Source organism: Pedobacter faecalis (assembly GCF_030182585.1).
Lineage (GTDB): Bacteria > Bacteroidota > Bacteroidia > Sphingobacteriales > Sphingobacteriaceae > Pedobacter > Pedobacter faecalis.
Window position 1 is genome coordinate 841,249 of the sequence record NZ_JARXOW010000001.1, and the last position, 15,995, is coordinate 857,243.

The 15,995-nt window shown below is 47.5% G+C and carries 17 protein-coding genes and 1 pseudogene; 9 read left to right on the forward strand and 9 right to left on the reverse strand.

What is annotated here, in order from left to right:
• Positions 1–13 precede the first annotated feature (13 nt).
• From QEP07_RS03705 to QEP07_RS03715, 3 genes are all read right to left on the reverse strand, one after another.
• Positions 14–877 (reverse strand): sugar phosphate isomerase/epimerase family protein, encoded by an 864-nt coding sequence (locus QEP07_RS03705; protein WP_285008577.1) that lies wholly within the window; start codon positions 875–877, stop codon positions 14–16.
• A 90-nt stretch (positions 878–967) separates the two neighbouring features.
• On the reverse strand, positions 968–2,668 hold the full coding sequence (locus QEP07_RS03710; RefSeq protein ID WP_285008578.1) for a glycoside hydrolase family 71/99 protein: 1,701 nt from the start codon (positions 2,666–2,668) through the stop codon (positions 968–970).
• Positions 2,665–4,425 (reverse strand): alpha-L-rhamnosidase-related protein, encoded by a 1,761-nt coding sequence (locus tag QEP07_RS03715; protein WP_285008580.1) that lies wholly within the window; start codon positions 4,423–4,425, stop codon positions 2,665–2,667. Before QEP07_RS03715 ends, QEP07_RS03710 begins: the two co-directional genes overlap by 4 nt.
• A 116-nt stretch (positions 4,426–4,541) precedes the next feature.
• On the opposite strand from QEP07_RS03715, the gene QEP07_RS03720 reads away from it, so the two are divergent.
• The 3 genes from QEP07_RS03720 to QEP07_RS03730 all read left to right on the forward strand — a co-directional run bounded on the left by QEP07_RS03720 (position 4,542) and on the right by QEP07_RS03730 (position 6,231).
• Positions 4,542–5,183: a hypothetical protein gene (locus QEP07_RS03720; protein ID WP_285008581.1), complete on the forward strand. Its 642-nt coding sequence runs from the start codon at positions 4,542–4,544 to the stop codon at positions 5,181–5,183.
• On the forward strand, positions 5,173–5,961 hold the full coding sequence (locus tag QEP07_RS03725; RefSeq protein WP_285008582.1) for a DUF3307 domain-containing protein: 789 nt from the start codon (positions 5,173–5,175) through the stop codon (positions 5,959–5,961). The genes QEP07_RS03720 and QEP07_RS03725 overlap by 11 nt, the downstream gene beginning before the upstream one ends.
• Positions 5,962–6,027: 66 nt before the next feature.
• Positions 6,028–6,231 carry a DUF2683 family protein gene (locus QEP07_RS03730; protein ID WP_285008583.1) on the forward strand — a complete coding sequence of 68 codons (204 nt, stop codon included), beginning with the start codon at positions 6,028–6,030 and terminating at the stop codon, positions 6,229–6,231.
• Between the two features lie 120 nt (positions 6,232–6,351).
• Here the strand turns inward: QEP07_RS03730 and QEP07_RS03735 are convergent, their stop codons facing one another.
• The gene (locus QEP07_RS03735) at positions 6,352–7,308 is read right to left on the reverse strand and encodes a fasciclin domain-containing protein (RefSeq protein ID WP_285008584.1); all 957 of its coding nucleotides are present in this window, start codon (positions 7,306–7,308) and stop codon (positions 6,352–6,354) included.
• A 153-nt stretch (positions 7,309–7,461) separates the two neighbouring features.
• Here QEP07_RS03735 and QEP07_RS03740 point away from each other — a divergent pair, with 153 nt between their 5' ends.
• Entirely contained in the window at positions 7,462–8,073 is a 612-nt protein-coding gene (locus QEP07_RS03740) for a MarR family winged helix-turn-helix transcriptional regulator (protein ID WP_285008585.1), read from the forward strand.
• Here QEP07_RS03740 and QEP07_RS03745 read toward each other — a convergent pair.
• Positions 8,027–8,989: a helix-turn-helix transcriptional regulator gene (locus QEP07_RS03745; protein WP_285008586.1), complete on the reverse strand. Its 963-nt coding sequence runs from the start codon at positions 8,987–8,989 to the stop codon at positions 8,027–8,029. The two genes, QEP07_RS03740 and QEP07_RS03745, sit on opposite strands and share 47 nt — an antisense overlap.
• An 81-nt stretch (positions 8,990–9,070) precedes the next feature.
• On the opposite strand from QEP07_RS03745, the gene QEP07_RS03750 reads away from it, so the two are divergent.
• On the forward strand, positions 9,071–10,378 hold the full coding sequence (locus tag QEP07_RS03750) for an amidohydrolase family protein (protein WP_285008587.1): 1,308 nt from the start codon (positions 9,071–9,073) through the stop codon (positions 10,376–10,378).
• Positions 10,371–11,255: an amidohydrolase family protein gene (locus tag QEP07_RS03755; RefSeq protein WP_285008588.1), complete on the forward strand. Its 885-nt coding sequence runs from the start codon at positions 10,371–10,373 to the stop codon at positions 11,253–11,255. Before QEP07_RS03750 ends, QEP07_RS03755 begins: the two co-directional genes overlap by 8 nt.
• On the opposite strand, the gene QEP07_RS03760 is transcribed toward QEP07_RS03755, so the two are convergent.
• Genes QEP07_RS03760 through QEP07_RS03775 form a run of 4 tightly spaced genes read right to left on the reverse strand, consistent with a single transcriptional unit; the run spans position 11,244 to position 14,062 of the window.
• Positions 11,244–11,534: an RNA polymerase alpha subunit C-terminal domain-containing protein gene (locus tag QEP07_RS03760; protein WP_285008589.1), complete on the reverse strand. Its 291-nt coding sequence runs from the start codon at positions 11,532–11,534 to the stop codon at positions 11,244–11,246. The genes QEP07_RS03755 and QEP07_RS03760 overlap by 12 nt on opposite strands.
• 30 nt (positions 11,535–11,564) lie before the next feature.
• On the reverse strand, positions 11,565–11,948 hold the full coding sequence (locus tag QEP07_RS03765; protein ID WP_285008590.1) for a DUF1801 domain-containing protein: 384 nt from the start codon (positions 11,946–11,948) through the stop codon (positions 11,565–11,567).
• 32 nt (positions 11,949–11,980) lie between these two features.
• Complete coding sequence (locus tag QEP07_RS03770) at positions 11,981–13,375, reverse strand: PQQ-dependent sugar dehydrogenase (RefSeq protein ID WP_285008591.1); 1,395 nt, start codon at positions 13,373–13,375, stop codon at positions 11,981–11,983.
• A gap of 9 nt (positions 13,376–13,384) precedes the next feature.
• Positions 13,385–14,062 (reverse strand): basic helix-loop-helix domain-containing protein, encoded by a 678-nt coding sequence (locus QEP07_RS03775; protein WP_285008592.1) that lies wholly within the window; start codon positions 14,060–14,062, stop codon positions 13,385–13,387.
• A 253-nt stretch (positions 14,063–14,315) separates the two neighbouring features.
• On the opposite strand from QEP07_RS03775, the gene QEP07_RS03780 reads away from it, so the two are divergent.
• From QEP07_RS03780 to QEP07_RS16575, 3 genes and pseudogenes are all read left to right on the forward strand, one after another.
• Positions 14,316–15,239 (forward strand): hypothetical protein, encoded by a 924-nt coding sequence (locus tag QEP07_RS03780; protein ID WP_285008593.1) that lies wholly within the window; start codon positions 14,316–14,318, stop codon positions 15,237–15,239.
• 93 nt (positions 15,240–15,332) lie between these two features.
• Positions 15,333–15,674 carry a hypothetical protein gene (locus QEP07_RS03785; RefSeq protein WP_285008594.1) on the forward strand — a complete coding sequence of 114 codons (342 nt, stop codon included), beginning with the start codon at positions 15,333–15,335 and terminating at the stop codon, positions 15,672–15,674.
• Positions 15,675–15,725: 51 nt separating this feature from the next.
• A pseudogene (locus QEP07_RS16575) lies at positions 15,726–15,939 on the forward strand (hypothetical protein); the annotation flags it as partial.
• Between the last annotated feature and the right edge of the window lie 56 nt (positions 15,940–15,995).

The window sequence follows — 15,995 nt, forward strand, 5'->3', positions numbered from 1 at the left end:
GAAATGCTGATTTTTATTGTTGTGCTACAAGTTTCCGAAAATTCACTACGCTGGCTGCTACATCAACGCTGTTGCTGTTCCAGTTGTATTCGTATTCAGCCGAGATGGTTCCTTTAAAATCCTGGCGCTTAAGCTCTGCAATAACACCGGGGATGTTAGACACGCCCTCGCCCCAATGCACATCATGTCCCTTTTTACTTTTCTCGTTCAGGTCTTTCATGTGCGAATGCAGCACGTGCCCGTCCAGCAGCTTAAGGCAGGCTACAGGATCAAGTCCCGAACGTACCCAGTGGCCAATATCGGCACATGCACCAATACGTTTGCTATGACCTTTAATAACCCGCAATACCGTCTCCGGGTTCCAGTAGTGTGAAGGATCCGGGTGGTTGTGAATAGCCAGGTTGATCTGGTACTCATCGCAAAGTTTAGACAAGAGCGGAATAAATTTTTCATCAGGTTCAGAGGTAATCGTCTGAATACCCATGGCCTTGCAAAAACGGAAGGCCTGCTCCCATTCAGCTTCACTACCCGCGCCATATACGCCAAAAGCGACCAGTTTAACATTGGTGGTCTTCATTTTATCCAGGATCGCCTTTCTCGTTGCTTCATCCATTTTAGGATCCATCTTTCCTGCAATGCCCCCACCTATGGTCTGCCCCGGAAAGGCTTCCACGTAACGGAGATTGCAGCTGTCTATTTTTCTAACGGCTTCAAAAAAGCTAAAGTTTTTAAAGGTGTAGGCCTGTGAGCCCAATTGCCAGCCAAGTTTGGCTTCAGGATGGTTTTCTATTTTACCCTTATTGTTCATGCTTTTGCAGGCGGTTAAACCTAGGGCGGCGAACATAAGCAGGCAAAGATTTCTGTGTATTGATTTCATTTGTGATTTGGTTGTTACGAAGATATCGGTTCTACAATTCGGTTAAATGGACAATATCAGCCAAAACGATGGATAATAAGGTCACAGGCCCTAAGGTACAAATTTATAGACGTATTTGAACCGCGCGTTTGGCGCCACATCACCTTTATCATAAAAATGCATTGGGTCGCCATCTTCAGGAATATGGTCGGCCCATTTAAATTCAAGCTGTACCTCCGCAATACCGGGCAAAAGTTTTCTGGGAATGCCAAGTTCCATCTCATTGTTAAGCCAGCGGTATTTCACTTCCGCCACAGGCTGCCAGTTCCACCCGCCCATACTTTTAAGAATCCGTTTGATACCCGTCTTGCTCGGGTGATTTACCACACGGTACTGAAAACCCTCCCAGTTTGCTGCGCCCGACTGATCCGAGATCAGAAGCTGCATCCAGTCGCCCGCCCCGGGGGCCGACAAGCGACCTGCCGTGCGTACATAAAAATACACGAATCTTGAATCCACCGCCACCCGGGTCTCAGTAATATCATTCCTTCCTGATGTGTCTACGTAGCGTTGATACCGGCCCCAGCCCGGATGGTCGCGATGGAAGATATCGCCGGTATCGTCGCGGTATACAGCCGCAACTTCCGACCAGTCGCCAAACCTGCCGTCCACTTTAATCCGGTTGGTCGCCCGATAAACCGGCACATCTGCCTGAGCCTTATACTTCTTGATATGGTCGACCATCTGGAGGTAATAGCTATCGGCAAAGCCGCCTTTCATAGGTTCGGCATCGCGACTAAACTCTTCATTGTACAGGTCTACGAAATAGGTATCCCCCTTCGGAATTCTTTTCCCCAGAAAGTGACTTGAGGCGCCATCGTTGAAGCGCATGGCCACCCATTCGTTCCAGCCGGTAATGAATACAAACTCCGGCTTTACCTGCAGGGCCCGTTTCCATTGCTCACTAAAGTATAAGCCAGCACCGGGATCGGGTACCTTAGGCTGTTTACCCTTGCGATAGCTGCGACCGATATTGCTCATTGGATGCTGGGCAATGCTCACGCTGACCTGCTCAGCTTTATCCGGCGATTCATGCCAGCCGTACGATTGAGGCGCATGATCCAGCCATGGCCATTTGTCTTTACCGTCGGCAAACCACGTCTGCCCCTTGCTCCAGGCCCACGACTGGCGTAAAGTAAAAAAGCTTTTTACGTCGTCCGACTGCCCTTCCGAGGGTGCCAGCAACAGCGGCTTCCCTTTCCAGTTAAACCAGAGGTTACGATAAAGCCCCTTGCTGTATATGCTTTCATACAAGCGGTTTACAGTAGCCACCGGGGAGGAATTTACGATGAAAGCGATCTCGGGTGTTTTGCTGCCCGCGGCACGCATTTTCTGATAGGTTTCTGCAATCTTCATGAACTGGGGAAGATATATGGCGCCATTGGTTGCGTCGAGAATGATCACATCGACGCCAGCATCGGCCAGCATCTGTCCATGTTTGCGGATCACCCATTCATCGTCGGCCAGGTAATAACCAAAATAGGGCTCGGCCCAATGATGAAAGGCATGTAGAGGTCCGTACGCAGGCTTACCGGGATTTTGTTTCAGCAGTTTGCTGATGTCGTACGGACTTAAGGTATCTGAGGGAAGTTTTGGCATAATGCCCTCGCTCGGTATACCGCCCCGATGGGTGTCGTAGCCATGGGCGCCATGCCATACAAAATAAAATATACCAACTTTCTGGCTATATGCCGGGAACGCGAGGACAAACAGTACTATGCATGAAAGGAAAAGCCGAAATACCTGTGTCATTTTACGCGAATAACTTTTACCTGTTTGGGGGCGTCGACCGCCGTTCTCACTTTGCCATCGGCCTGCCTGGTATGCTTCACCTTAACTACACCATAAGGCGTCGGAAAACTGCCTTCGGCATACTGCAAATCGCCCAGGTGTGGCTCGATGCGAATGCTTTTACAGCCCGGCTCAAGTACCTGTATGCCGAGTACATGCTCCGTAAGCCATGAGGTAGGGCCCGAAGCCCAGCCGTGGGCCAGACTGTGGCGAAAGCCCACATAGCAATACGCACCGTAATCGCCGTGAATATCCTTTTTGTCGGCGGGCACCAGTTCATCGATGCGGCCGGCATTGGGCAGCCAGTCCATATTAAAATCTTCCCAGAATGTAGTGGCGCCCAGGTCGAGCATGGCACCCCAGTACGTTTTGATAATGTCCATCGCCTCCTGGTACTTCCCTGCTTTTGCAAGTGCCTGAAGCATATAGTAGCCATAAAAAGTCGAAAAATTCTTAGCCCCGCCGTCAGAAATCAAACCCGCAGCCTGTTCTTTCGGAACCATATCTGCCAGTGCCAGCAATGCAGCCGCCTGTTTAGAGCCATTCATTTCAGGGATGTAGGTTTTCATACGCCCGGCTACCGACCGGTACCTGTCGGCAGCGCTTTCATCCTTAAGTAAGGTCAGCATTTCCGCGCCCGCCTGGAGTGTCATCACCATGAGGGCCTGCAACCCTGCATGAATGGCTGGCTGGTTTTCGCTGGATGGCCAGTCCAGGAATCTGCCGTCGAGCGTTTCTTTGTTGTTGGCGTCGACCTTCGTGATCAGGTGATCGAGCAGTTTAACCATATATTCCTTTTGCGCCTGCAGGTAAGCCAGATCACCATTGTACCGGTACAGGTCGCGGTGAATGATCACCCACCACATGGAATACGCGCTAATGCCGTTCATCCATTGATTGGGCGGTGTGATGTCACGAATCAGATCCAGACTCTTTGGGACCACTTCATTGTATCCAAATACGTTACTGATGGTGGTTACCTCCGGATGCATATCACCTACCCACACCAGGCGGTCGCGCTTAATCCCGTCCCACAAATACTGCTGCATGTTAAGATGCACCGTGTAAGCGCCTGTTTCCCATATCTTGTTTAAGCGCTCGTCGCTGCTCTTAAACGTACCCAGGTAAGGAATGTCGCGGTACACAAAGATGGCCCGTACCTCTTTAAGGAGGAGTTCCGTGTTGGGGTCCACCAGATCTATGCGCACAAACCTGTAACCGGTATTGCCGATCTCAAGTGCCCCCAGCCAAGGTACATCTACGGTAAAATCGCGTATCGCGTGATCGTTGGTGGCCGTAGCGGGACTACCGGTTTCAGACATAGCCTCGGCTGCAGATTCTCCAAAGCGGACACGAATTTTAACAGGAGCATTCTTCTTCATCATGCCGGTAACGATCTGCAGGCCGCCCTGAAGCTCCTTACCGAAATCGAGCAGCAGACCGCCTTTATGCTTCGCATCGCTCAGCAGCGTAACCATGTTTTTGTTGACCAGCTCGCCCTGACCGTTGCCCGGCTTTAGGAGCTGACCGGCATCCTTCACGTACTTTCCCGTGGCGTCCGACTGCCACAGGATGCGCGTAGGGCTCAGGTAAACCCTGGCGCGCTTGTCGACCTCCATGCCTTTCGGGCTTTCTTTAAAAACAGGTGGCAGTTGGGCAGACAGGGTTTGCGTGAGCATAAACAATACCGTGAGGAGGGAAAAATTCTTTCTATACATAGCGATACAATATAAGGTTTAAAAATCAGTATTCTATAAAGCCACATTATAGAACAAATACTCTATAATTTGCATTTATAAAACGAATGTTCTATATTCACGTAAAATAGAATGTCATGAAAAATCATGCAGTTGTAACGGGCGACATCATTGGGTTCACTAAATTATCGCCCCAAAAACGAAAAGCATTAATTACCCATACGGAAAACTTGCTCAAAAGCTGGATAGCCAATGCCGCTGATGCGGAAATATTCAGGGGCGATAGCTACCAGATGATATTTGCAGATCTGAGCTATGCCTTAACCCGCAGCATACAACTGGTTTGCTGGTTTAAAACCTATGTGGCCGGCCAGGATAAAACGGGCATGGACACCCGCATTTCCATAGGCGTGGGCACCATATCGTACCACGGGAAAAACGTGCTCAATTCAGATGGCGAGGCCTTTCATTTATCCGGGCGGCGGTTCGACAAGATGCAGGAGGGCGAGTACCTGGCCATTAGTACAGGCCATGAAGAAACAGATACAACCCTCGAAATAATGCTTAACTTTATCAATGCCTATATGGCGAGCTGGACGAAAGGTCAGGCCGAGGTGATCTACCTGATCCTGGAGGGTAAAACCCAACAGGAAATTTCTGCGGCACTTTCCTTATCGCAACCATCCGTAAACAGCAGGCTTAAACTGGCAGGCTGGAAAGAGTTTGAACCAGCGATAAGATATATTGCATCCTTATTAGAAAAGAAAAATGGAAATTAACCTGTTGTTTAAGCTGATCGTAGCGCATTTGCTCACCGATTTCGTTTTCCAGCCCGATTCCTGGGTAGAAGATAAAAAGAAAAACAAGGCAAAATCGACAAAGCTGATGTGGCATGCGCTGCTGACCGCGGCAGTGGCCTACCTGATTTCGGGGCTGTACGGGAATATCGTGATCCCGCTGGTCATCTTTATCACCCACTACCTCATCGATCTTGCCAAACTATACCTCAAGGATAGCTTTAGAAACTTTATGCTCGACCAGCTCGCGCACCTGGTCGTCATCATCCTGTTATGGCTGGGCGTTGAACAAAACCTTGATAGCATAAGCCTTTGGTTTCAATCCCTTTCTGCACATCCGGCTTTTTGGCTGATCACGGCAGGATATATATTCGTAAGCTGGCCGCTCGGCATCATCATTGGAAAAGCCACTCATAAGTGGCGAAACCAGATCGCCCTTGAGCAGGCAAAGCGAAATGAACTGGCCAACGAAACACTACTTACCGGAGAAGAATCCGGCACAAAAGAAGAAGAACCGCTGGGACTGGCAAGCGCAGGCAAATGGATCGGGATTTGCGAAAGGATATTGATCCTCACTTTCGTCCTCATGCAGCAATATACCGCTATCGGTTTTTTAATGACCGCCAAATCCATCCTGCGTTTTAGTGAAAAGGAAACCAACACCCAGCTTAAAACAGAATATATCCTGGTAGGGACATTGGTGAGCTTTGCCTGTTCAGCGCTGGTAGGTGTGCTGATACAAGTGCTTATGGTGCCTTGACCAAATCATTATCACACCGGCATTGATATTGGTTATATTTGTAACACTTACTTTAATAGACAGCCTATGGCAACCATTGTAGTACATCCTCAAAAAGATCAGCTGAAAGCTGTTAAAGCAATTTTAAAAGCCTTGAAAGTTCCTTTTGAAGAAACAAAGGGAGAAAAACTTCCCCAACACGTACTTGATGGAATGAAGATTTCTGACCAACAAATTTCAGCAGGGCGAGTTAAAAAATTTACTACTGTTGAAGATTTGTTAGGCATTTAGTGGCGATCGATACTACCGTCAGGAACCTATTCTATAAAACCCACCACCAGTATAACAACAAAAAGTAACTGCCAGCTTTACCAGCAGTTACTTTCCCTTTTAAGTTCTTCTATAAAAAAGTTACGGCATCAATACCTGATCGATAACGTGAATGACGCCATTGCTCGTAAGCATGTTGGCCGACGTAATGGCCGATGCGGTAGTATTAGAATTTCCTTTTACTTTGGCACCGCCAGATAGTGTTACGGTTAACGAAGCGCCATTTGCTGTAACCGGCTTAGCTCCTTCTGTCAGATCGCTCGACAAAACCCTTCCAGGAACTACGTGATAAGTCAGAATATTGGTAAGCACAGCTGGATCTGCGGCCTGAATGGCAGCTACACTGGCAAAACCTGCATTGATAAAGGCCTGATTGGTTGGCGCGAATACCGTAAGCGGTCCGGCACCCGAAAGCACCTGCGCTACATTGGTGCTGCCCTGACTAGCCCTTAATACCGCAGCTACAAGAAAGCTGAAGTTGGCATTGCCCTGCGCGGCCTCAACGATATTTCCGGAAGGCGGCATCAACACCATATTGATCACGTGTATCACGCCATTGCTCGCGGCAACATCCGCTTGCGTTACCGCAGCGCCGTTCACAAATACACCTGAGGAATTCTTGGTAACATAAACAGTCAGGTCGTTATAGGTTTTAACCTGCGTGTTGCTGGCGGTGGCAATAGCCGAAGCCGGAACGCGCTGACCAAGAACATGGTACAATAATATCTTTTTCAGGTTTTCTACAGGAACAGCTTTAATTTTCGCTTCTGTGTCGAGACCCGCGGCAGCAAATGCCGCATTGTTAGGTGCAAACACGGTAAAGTTTCCGGTGCCCGACAGCGCTTCAGTAAGGCCAGCCTGTACCAGCGCTGTTTTCAGCAAAGAGAAATTACTGTTGGCCGAAACAATGGCAGCGATGCTCGTATCCGGCACTACGACCCTATCGTCGTCTTTTTTGCATGAAACCAGCAGCACCGCAGCAGAAAACGCAGCGAACACAGCTACGCTTTTCAATTTGGTAAATCTAAAGTTTTTCATAAGTAATTAGTTTATATTTATACTAATCTTAAGACAAACAACTACCTATTTTGTTTGTTTTTGTACTAAAAAATACGTGAATTTAAAATTCCGATATTTATTAGGTACAATATTCCACTTTTTAGTATACTTTTGATTTAAGCGTTTTTCGGTATGTATTACGATTTAATTTTAGAAATGGTTCGGCTTGTTCAGGTTTACGAGCAAGAATCTGAAACAGATGCCCCCGATGTGCATTCCTTTGGGCAATGGCTGAATGAATACATGGTAAGGGAAGGGCATCAGGTATTGCCGGAACCCGAGTGGGACGGCAAAGCGAACGGGCGCTCAGCCGACAGCGTGATCAACACAACGTTGGTGCACCTTTACCGCTACGCCAAACTTCAGGCAAAGCACGCCATAGCCGATACCGCTTTCTCCACCCCCGATGATTTTATTTACCTGATCACGCTGGTCTCCTTTGGAAGCATGACTAAAACCGCCCTCATCAAAAGAAACGTCCATGAAAAGTCGGCCGGCATGCAAATCATTAAACGACTGCTTGATGGCGGACTTGTAACACAAACGCCCATCGACACCGATAAAAGAAACCGGATGATCCATATCACCGAGAAAGGCAAACAACATTTAGAAGAAAATATGTCGAGTATCCGTCAGGCCTCAAGAAATGTAACAGAACCTTTGTCGGACCAGGAGAAAATGGATTTGATCAGGCTGCTTACCAAACTTGAGACTTTTCATGAGGGCCGTTTGCGGGGTGAGTAAGGGCGGAATACTTTTTGGGATTTGTGCTCATATGCTGATGAAACACCCGGGTAAAATGGCTCAGGTTGGAAAATCCCAGTCTGTACCCTGCCTCCGAAACAGATAACCTTTCTTCACGGATAAGCTGAGCCGCCCGCTTCATCCGGTAATGCTGATAGTAGTTGTAGATCGTTTGCCCGAATACCTGTTTAAAAAGCCTTTTTAATTTACTCTCGCTGATATGAACCGCCTGCGCAAGTGCCGGCAAACTCGGCCCCAGGCTAAGATCAGCAAGAATCAGATCCCTTACGGCATAAGCCGTTCGTACATCAGCCCCGTTGATCGGGTACGTTTGTCCACGCCCCCCGCTCAACAACTGCAGGAAGAGCATATAGATAAGCTCACGGCTCTTGGCATTATAGAAGAGATAACTAAGGCTATTCATATCAGCACTAACCATCTCATCAACAACCTTCTGCATGGCTATAGGAAAATCCTCCTCATAGAAATACGGTCCGCGGCCCGTAAGAATACGCTGCAATCGACCGGCCTCATTATCGGGGCCTACGAGCGCAAACAAATCCTCATAATTTACAGAGAGAATGACCAGACGCAGCGGCGCACCGGCAGGTATGCTGATCTCATAGTCGATATTCGCCGAGGTGATTCTTACCGAGGGAAACTGATCCATCTGGAAGGTAAGCGTAACATGCCGTGGAGCTTGTTCCGAGGCCAGCCTTTTAAACAGAAGCTCCTCCTTAAGCAAGCCATCCAGAAGCATCATCCGCAGTGAACCCCCTAGCTTAACGCCCTTCACATAGCCCGACCCTATCCGGTCAGATAATTTGACCACACCGTTATCCACCCGGCTGTCCGCAAACTCGGCAAAAGCTTCCAGCAAGGTTACCCTTTCAGACGGGCTGTATTCGAAGATCATGACCGTTTGGAGCTATTTTATGATCAAATATAGCTTTTTTAACCCTTTTGATCTTCACAGATTTGCTGAAAATTATAACCTATGAAAAAGCATATCACCGCTGTTATCAACGCAAAAGTGTTCAACGGCACCGAGCTACTGGGTGCTCAGCCTGTAGTTTTCTCTGAAAATGGTATTATCAGCGTGGGGGCCGAGATCCCCGAAGATGCGGAAATCGTGGACGGCTCGGGCTGCACCCTAGTTCCCGGCCTAATTGACGCACACACGCATACGTCGGTCGACAGCCTCCGCTATGCCCTATCTTTTGGCGTAACCACCGAACTCGAAATGATGGGCGGATTTACCAGCACAGGCAGGGCGGCGCAGCTCGCCAATATTACCGACATCGCCGATGTGCGCTCGGCCGGCATGGGCCTCACAGCCCCAGGCGGACATCCCGACGAACTCATTCCTAAAGGCGAGGGCATTCCTGACTTTGTGCTTAAAGAAATGGAAAAGATGAGTGAAGCAGAACGAGAGGCGTTTATCGCGGCACATGAAAAACAGCACCAGGAAGAGCAGGAAGGACCCGACGTGACTACCCTTGAAGGAGCGGTGCAGTTTGTACGCCGGCAGGTGGGCAGCGGGGCGGATTATTTTAAAGTCATGATTGAAGAAGGCACAGTGATGAACGCACCCGGACTCCCGCTTATCGAGGAAAAGGTGATGGCTGCCGCCGTAGATGAAGCGCACAGATTGGGTAAGATCGCTATCGCACACGTGCTGACCGCTGAAGCGGCGTCGACCGCCGTTCGTATTGGTATCGACGGACTGGCACATTTGTACATCGACCGGCCCGACTGTACTCCTGATCTCGTTAAGGCGATAGCTGCCAATAACATTTTCTTGACGCCATGCCTGGTACTGAACGCATCGATAGTCGGCCAAACCGCCTGCGATATCGCCAAAGATGCCAGGGTGGCGACCAAGCTCGATGAAAAATGGGCTAAAACGATGTGTTCTTGCTTCCATACTTTTCCTCAGGGCAATCTGCAGGACAGCTTCGACAACCTGATGGAGCTGCACCGCGCCGGTGTCGACATCCTGGTAGGCACAGACGTTTCCGTTCCAGTTCCGCATCTGGGCGGACTAGCACACGGCGCCAGCGTACATCACGAACTTCAGTTGCTGGTACAGGCCGGATTTACGCCCACCGAAGCCCTGCGTGCCGCAACCTCAGTCACCGCCCGCCGGTTCAGTCTCACCGACCGCGGCGAGATCAGCGAGGGAAAACGGGCCGACCTGATCCTTGTGGAAGGCAATCCGACTGAAAATATTTCGGATACCTTATCCCTCAAACACATCTGGAAAGCCGGGAAGGAATTTATCCCCAACAATACCCATGATTGACGTACATCACCATGTAATCCCTGAGCATCTTCAGGGATTACATCACTTTCCGGTATGGAGTATCGAGTCTGACCGGGAGGCGATGCAGAGGCTGGGCATTAGTGGAGCGCTGCTCTCAATACCGGCAAGCGCCGGGCCCCAAGAGATCCAAGACATGAACAACTGGCTGGCCCACCTCATTGAGTTTGATCCTGCAGCATATGGAATGCTTGCCGCCATATCTGGTCGTGACATTCACCAGGCCCTCACGGAAATCGAGCGTTGTACCGACCATCTGAAGGCCGACGGCTTTATTATGCTGAGCAACTACGACAGCATTTATATTGGGGACGACTATTTCGACCCTGTTCTCGATATGCTGAATAACCGGGCCGCAGTGGTACTTCTTCACCCCACTGCCCCGCCGGCATGGAGTAAAAACCTGCTCGTGGCCGACCACTCCGTATATGAGTTCCCTTTCGAAACCACCCGGGCTATGATGGATCTGATCTATCGCGGCAAACTGAAGCGATATCCCAACATTAAGTGGATTATTTCACACGCTGGCGGCACCATCCCCTTCCTGTTTTACCGGCTTAGCATATGCGGTGAGTGGAATGCGATCAGCCAGTCCCAGGAAGAAATTATATCAGACTTACAAACCCTGTACTATGACTTGGCTCTATCGACCTCCAGCGCAGTATCCTGCGCATTGGACAAGCTTACAGACCCCAGCCGTATCCTCTTCGGAACAGATTTCCCCTTGAGATATGAAGCCGGCGTCACGAACAGCATCGAGCAGTTTAAAAACAACTGCAATTACAGCCATCGGGATATCCTTAAGATAGGCCGGCAGAATGCGAAAAAGCTCTTTCCGAGATTCGTTTCATCTCTTTAAGTTCCTACCCCTATCTTCAAGCGCCTTCTTAAGTTTCGGAATGGTCGTCGGCCCCATACCATGAAGTTTAAGGAGTTCTTGCTCTGACCACTTCGATAAGTCTGCCAGCGTTTTAATGCTTTCCCTTTCAAGCGCTCGCCTGGCAGGCGCGCCGATTAACGATAGGAAACCGTCTTCAGGTTTTCTTTGCGCTTCGCAAACAGGGCATGTAGGACAGTCACTACTTTTATAAAACGGGTGACCATTCTTGCAGGTTTTCAAGTTCTTTTGTGCAGTCATTACGCTAATTTACTGCTGACTCAGTTAAGATCATACCTCAGTCGCTTCTATCCAACGGCCAATAATTCCTCCAAGCTGCGCTTTACATTCGTCAAAGCCCCCTGCGTTTTTAATCTGCAGAATTCCACGGTCGTTAGACTTCCAGGTGAACAGTCGCCCAGGATCTACGGTTTGATGATCTATGGGTTCACTTTTGATCCTGGCGCCTGCGTGTAAGATGAGGTGAAAATCCTTTGCTGGTTGAACTTTGAGCGTAACTCTGTCCCTCTCGAGGTGCTGATAGTTTGGACCATTCCATTTAATATTTTCTTCCATCGATGGAGCCGCGCTGAGTATGATGGCCCTTAACTCCTCTATTTGGGCGCGCAGCGGATGATTGATCTCGTCCAGTAATGTAGTTACGTCTTTATTCATTGGTTACTAAACTCGTCAAATTTTCCTTCGATTTACCTGGCGGAAATAATAAAATCAGCTAAACCATCTATATCTTCTTTACTTATGGCTCCCTTCCATGCAGGCATGCCTTTGTTGGTAATGCCGTTTGTAATGATGCGTACGATGGATCTTTTATCAGCGTTCACCAGCGCTTTAGCCGTGGCGGTGCCCTGAAGTTTATCTCCATGACAGGAGGCACAAAGCTGCTGAAAAAGTACTGATGCACTTGACGGACCAGTAGTCTCGCTCCGTTTCGCCGTTTTTATTTTCTGGGAAACCATCATACCCGTCCCGGAAGGCCTGATGCGCAAGATCATATCGTCATGTCCGTCGCGCGGATGACCTTCTCCCGGATCGTGCATGGATGTGGAGAAATAGAGGTATCCGTCTGGCCCGGTAACGAGCGACCTGATCCTGCCATGAACATTTTTAAACAGGAGTGACTGGTCTGCAATGCTGCCTTGATGCAAACTCAGATTTAAAATCGACGCTCCCCTAAGGCAAGCGACCAACAGTTTACCCTTCAGATCAGGAAAACGGGACCCATTATAAAACATAACTTCTCCGGGACCGATGGAAGGGGTGTATTGAATAAGCGGCGATTCGGTACCCGCTCTGCGCTGTTCATGATGCACGCCTGGCCAGCCATAGTTGCCACCTTTTTTGATCAGATTGATCTCATCTCCTCCCGTCGGACCGTGTTCAGATTCGTAGAGCAAACCAGTACCAGGCTGAAATGCTATGCCCTGAGGATTTCTGTGGCCGTAAGACCAAATTTCCTTACGTGCAGTATCATTACCCACAAACGGATTGTCTGAAGGAACCGTCCCGTCGTCATTTACGCGCAGAATTTTCCCGTTATAAGCTTTGAGATCCTGGGCCAGCACCGGCTGGTCGGCATCACCTGTGGTAATATAAAGTTTCTTATCCGGACCGAATGTTAAACGGCAACCCGTATGGTTTTGATTAGCAGGAATATCTTTTAAAATCACCAATGGTCGCACAAGCGTATCCTTTTCCAGTTCGTAACGTACGATCCTCAACTTCATCCGGTTATACGACAGATAATTACTCGCGAGATATACCCGCTTATTGCGACTAAAACCGGGATGGAGACATAAACCTAATGCACCTGATTTGTTTCTGAGCACAACATCATGCAGATTCAGTAAAGGTTTGCGTAAAAGTTTGCCGTGACGTAACAAACGCACCCGTCCCTCCCGCTCTGTAAAGAGCATAGAACTATCCGGGAGAAACACAATTTGCCACGGTACCCTTAAATTATCGGCCAGCGTATCCACCTGATATCCCGCTTCAACCAGCTCGCCGGTTGCCCTCGGTTTAATGAATGCAAAAGTTACCAATACCAGGATAACTAAAGGCGTAAGGACATAATATCTATTCATGGAGTATCATTAACAAGGAAACCACCATTGCAGCAAATAAAGCTTACCAAACTTAAGGAAAACATTGATGTGTCCGTCAGAAATATTGTCTTTATCCTCTCTCAGTTTTATAACCTGCAGCGCACCTTCACCAGCCACATCCATCACGCCAATGTGTTTGGCCGCATTTGGAAACAGCTTCTTTAAAGTAGCGAGGGTAGTGTGCCTGTTAAGCCTCTGCTTACGAAAGATGATGAAATCGCCGTGACTGAAATTTACCTCGTCTATCGCCACCTTTTCCTGCGAACATTCAAAGCGCGATCCGTTTTTGAATAAGTACCTGGCTTCCGGATGAACTGAACCATCCGGTTCCTGGAAAATGTTGGTGCATGGCTCAACATCGCTTAACAGTTGGGAACTATCCGGCTTGCCAAGCACAGAATGAAATTGCTTTAAAGAGAAATAACGTTTCAATTTCCCATTTAAGAGGATGTCTTTTTCGTCCATCACTTCAACAGCCGTATCACTTTGTAAAACTTCCGGTGCGGTATTTTGAATGCCTGAACCCGGTTCAGAGAGAACATTCTTTGACTTGTTTTGCTTTTGCGTTGCCTTTTTTGAGGATTTTTCACCATCGCGGTTACAGGAAATAATCAGCACGCTAAAGGCAACATTTAATAAAACCAGTAAAGGAATGTTAAGCTTCATGATACGACGATTTTTTAACATAGTTTAAACGCTTCTTGCAACGAAATGTTTATTTGGTAAAGCAAGAGTATTCTAACATTAAAATATGAGGATGTTTTATTGGTTTTGTGGTATTATATCCATCGGCCTTTTCACATTTTTGGCCTTCAAAGTAGCCGGCGATATGCAAGTAAACGTTGACGATCTACCGTCCGAATTTGAGCGTTATCAATCATTTGACAGCGCAAAAGTTGTCAGATCCCAAAATTTGTCGATGGCACTGTTTTTAGAAAGCGCGGAAGACATACAATATCACCTTACACCGGAAAATCAATTGATCACGTATTCGGTTCAAAACAAAACAGAAAACATATTTAAGAAGATCAACACAAACGGAGAAGTCATAGATTCGTTGACGATACACGACAAGCCTTTAAACATTGTTTTTGTGAACGGGTACATCATCCATAAAAAGGGTCAATATTACACATGGACTTTTGATGGCCGTAAGCAAGCGCTTCCAATCACCAGTCAAAATGAGGACTTTACATGGGACCTTGAAAAGCAGCGGGAAAAGATTTCGGACATCGAGAATTCCTCTCCCTGGGTGTTGGTCGACTTTGAGTATGTAAGCCCGGAGCCGGTAAAAACCGTTGGCGATGAGATACCGACCACACAGGCCATGACCACTTACACCATGCTGACCTATTTCCAAAATGGTAAGTGCTTCCGGTTTTACACAACGGTGGATGTAACAGACCGGTTTCCGTATACCTACAGGGAGAAATTGCTGCTCAACAATCCTTTTAAGCGTTATAATCCAAAAATACAGGGCCGTAAAGAAATCATTTCACTTCCTCAGGTTCAATACCGTTATTATCAAAAGCTGAAACTGGAAAAAGTCCGCTTCTCTGGCGGCGGTGGTAATGCGCCGCCGTTTGATGTCATGCTCTACCATGGCAATCTGTTTACCGACGTGGTGTATAAAAATGACACATTAAAACTAAAGGAATTTATATATCAGTTTAACGACGGAAGCCGTTCCCCCATACAGATAGACGGTAAACGCATGGGTACCCTTACACAGAATAAAGCCCAGCCTCCCGCTATCATGGATGGCTACATGTATTACACCAACGAAAATCTTGCCTTTGCTTTGTTCACCAATGATGACAAAATGCTTTATATGATCAGGTAGCTTAATAGTTTACCATTTTGACTTCCTGCGGCGATGATCGCCGCAAGATTATATTTTGATAAACAATTACAATAAAAAGTAATCTCCATAGTTATGGAAAATAGAATAAAAATAGCTTTGGAGTTTTGGAAAGATGGTCAATCTTTTACTGTTGGAAATTTGCGTTTTAGTATAGACAATTCTAATTTGTTAACTATTACTGGTTGGTCTAAGTATTTGATTTTTTCAAACCTTACAAAAGCCAATTCATTAAGTGAATTAACAGAAATAAAGAGCATTTTCTCTGATATGATAGCTGCTTCTAATGATTTAAAAAGGTTTATTACAGATAAGTCTATAGAGTACGTTCTCTGTTATGACGATGGCGGAAAAGCATCTATTGATATCTGTTCTGAAGTTGATGGGGTCGTGAAATGGAAAGTGGAATTAAGATAGAATGAAACTATTTATAAAAGTATTGTTATTGTTTTAGTCAAAGGGGATTAAGTAGACGGGGTCCGTTCCTCCATGCGCTATGTTCCTGAGAAAGACAAGAAGGCCGTAATGGCCGATATGAAACCGATCTATCAGGCAAATAACGAACAGCATTAAAAACATCAGCAAGAAATGGACGATGCCAATCCATAACTGGGGACTGGCATTCTCCCAACTTTATATTAAATTTGGTGACAGAATTCTTCAGGAGAACAGAGGCTTCTGAGAGACGTTAATTTAGAACTGACACAGTTCACGTTACACTCCCCCATACTTGTTTAT